Source organism: Peribacillus sp. NPDC058002, assembly GCF_042886655.1.
GTDB lineage: Bacteria > Bacillota > Bacilli > Bacillales > DSM-1321 > Peribacillus > Peribacillus aracenensis.
Genome location: NZ_JBHVQU010000422.1, coordinates 1 through 2154 on the forward strand (window position 1 = coordinate 1; position 2154 = coordinate 2154).

At 40.1% G+C, this 2154-nt stretch carries 2 protein-coding genes and 1 pseudogene; all 3 read left to right on the forward strand.

Annotated features, from left to right (window positions below; translation table 11 throughout):
- Nucleotides 1-52 precede the first annotated feature (52 nt).
- Nucleotides 53-1267: an L-2-hydroxyglutarate oxidase gene (lhgO, locus tag ACFVSH_RS25840; RefSeq protein ID WP_387708631.1), complete on the forward strand. Its 1215-nt coding sequence runs from the start codon at nucleotides 53-55 to the stop codon at nucleotides 1265-1267.
- Between the two features lie 32 nt (nucleotides 1268-1299).
- Entirely contained in the window at nucleotides 1300-1641 is a 342-nt protein-coding gene (locus ACFVSH_RS25845; protein WP_098373302.1) for a DUF3870 domain-containing protein, read from the forward strand.
- Between the two features lie 327 nt (nucleotides 1642-1968).
- Nucleotides 1969-2154, forward strand: a pseudogene (locus ACFVSH_RS25850) (glutarate dioxygenase GlaH); the annotation flags it as partial.

The window sequence follows — 2154 nt, forward strand, 5'->3', positions numbered from 1 at the left end:
CGTATATGGAGTTGCTGAATACTAAAAATCATCAATAAAAGGAGTGTTAATTGTGTATGATTTCGCAATTGTTGGCGGAGGAATTGTAGGATTATCGACAGGAATGGCACTTTACCAGCGTTTTCCTAATGCTAAAGTGGTGGTCATTGAAAAAGAGGCTGTTGTTGCAGATCATCAAACGGGACATAACAGCGGCGTCATTCATTCAGGAATTTATTATAAACCGGGCAGTTTCAAGGCACGGTTTGCCCGTCAAGGAAGCAAATCAATGACGGAATTCTGCCGGTCGCATGGAATTGAACATGATATTTGCGGAAAGGTCATTGTTGCAACAAAGCCAGAAGAGTTACCCCTTTTAGATGATTTATATTCCCGCGGTTTGCAAAATGAACTGGCAATACAAAGAATCGGTGTGGATGAGTTAAAGGAAATCGAACCACATGTCAATGGGCTTGGTGCGATTCGCGTCCCGCAAGCCGGCATCGTCAATTATCGTCAGGTAAGTGAAAAGATGGCGGATATCATCCGGGGCAACGGCGGTGAAATTAAGCTGAAAACAAAGGTCGAGAAAATCAACGAGGATTTTGATGATGTCATCATCGATACGAACAACGGTACCATTAAAGCAAAAATGGTCATTAATTGCGCAGGGTTGCACAGTGACCGTATCGCAGCAGCAGCTGGGTATAAAACTGATATGAAAATTGTCCCGTTTCGCGGTGAGTATTTTAAACTGAAGCCTGAAAAACGCTTCCTTGTCAATCATTTGATTTATCCGGTACCTAACCCGAAGTTTCCTTTTTTGGGGGTTCATTTTACTCGGATGATTAGCGGTGAAGTAGATGCCGGTCCAAACGCTGTACTAAGTTTCAAACGGGAAGGTTATAAAAAAACGGACTTCAATGCGAAAGATTTAACTGAAGTTTTAAGCTATAAAGGTTTTTGGAAGCTGGCCAGTAAATTCATGAAGGAAGGGATGGAGGAATATGTCCGCTCTTTTAGTAAAAAGCAATTTACGAAAAGCCTGCAGGAGTTGATTCCTGAAATTCAAGAAGATGATTTAATCCCTGCACCTGCTGGAGTACGGGCCCAGGCGTTACAGGATGATGGTAATATGGTGGATGATTTTCATATTATAATGGGGAAACGGACCATCCATGTATGTAATGCACCGTCACCTGCAGCAACAGCCTCGATTGAAATCGGAAAAGAGGTTGTTAACCGCATTCCGGAACAAACACACTTATTGGAAGCAGTATTGACATAATAAAATTCGTTAAAGAGAGAGGAAGACGCCTCATGTTCAATGGTAAAACAATTTTCATTGCAGGTCATGCACGTTTACCTCAAGGGATGGCAGCGAAAAGTGTCTTTGAAACACTGACCATCACTGCAGAAGTCGATGCTAAATATGGGGTTGTCCTGGAAGCTTCCTGTACACTGGCAACAGAGCATGGCAGGGAATTTATTGGGCGTTTATTAAAAGGGATCAGTTTAAATGATGGTGTTGATGACGCGATTGAATCCATCCAATCTTATTATCGGGGAAAAGCGGCTAACGCACTGATTGCTGCCTTGAAAGACCTCGATCTCCATTTTCAGCAAATTAAAGCAGGAGATAAATCGAAACTACCAAGTTAGCAATATGATTTTTCAGAATAATATGTTAAAAAGGTTGACAATTTTACGAAAAAACGTTTTAATGGAATTAAGCCAATATTATGACATTAACACCTTTGGAAAATACCTTTTCAGAATCGTGTAAAGATCATAATGATTGGAAACAGGAAAAATAAATCATACATAAACTGCATATTCGCTGTGACTCTATTTGCATAGAGCAGTGAAGTGAATATAAGCCAGTTGTACAGTTCGATTCCTATTTTATTTGGGGATCATGTGCGACTGGCTTTTTATATTTCCCGTTAACTTTGTCACCTATATTACAAATAACAGGAGGAATTATTCATGAGCATTGCAGAAAAAAAGAGAGCAAAGTTCGAAAGGAAAACAGAAAAATACGAGGTGAAAGTTCACCCTCAATCCAGCCGTTTATATCATATTGAAATTTCAAAAGAGGCAATTGCCGCTTTTTTAGAAACCGTATCGAAGGATAAACAGTCTGTTCAACATCTGGATTATACACCATATGCT

What these genes read in the sequence shown, in the direction of transcription:
- ACFVSH_RS25845 (WP_098373302.1), top strand. Translation starts at nt 1,300, where the DNA reads ATGTTCAATGGTAAAACAATTTTCATTGCAGGTCATGCACGTTTACCT.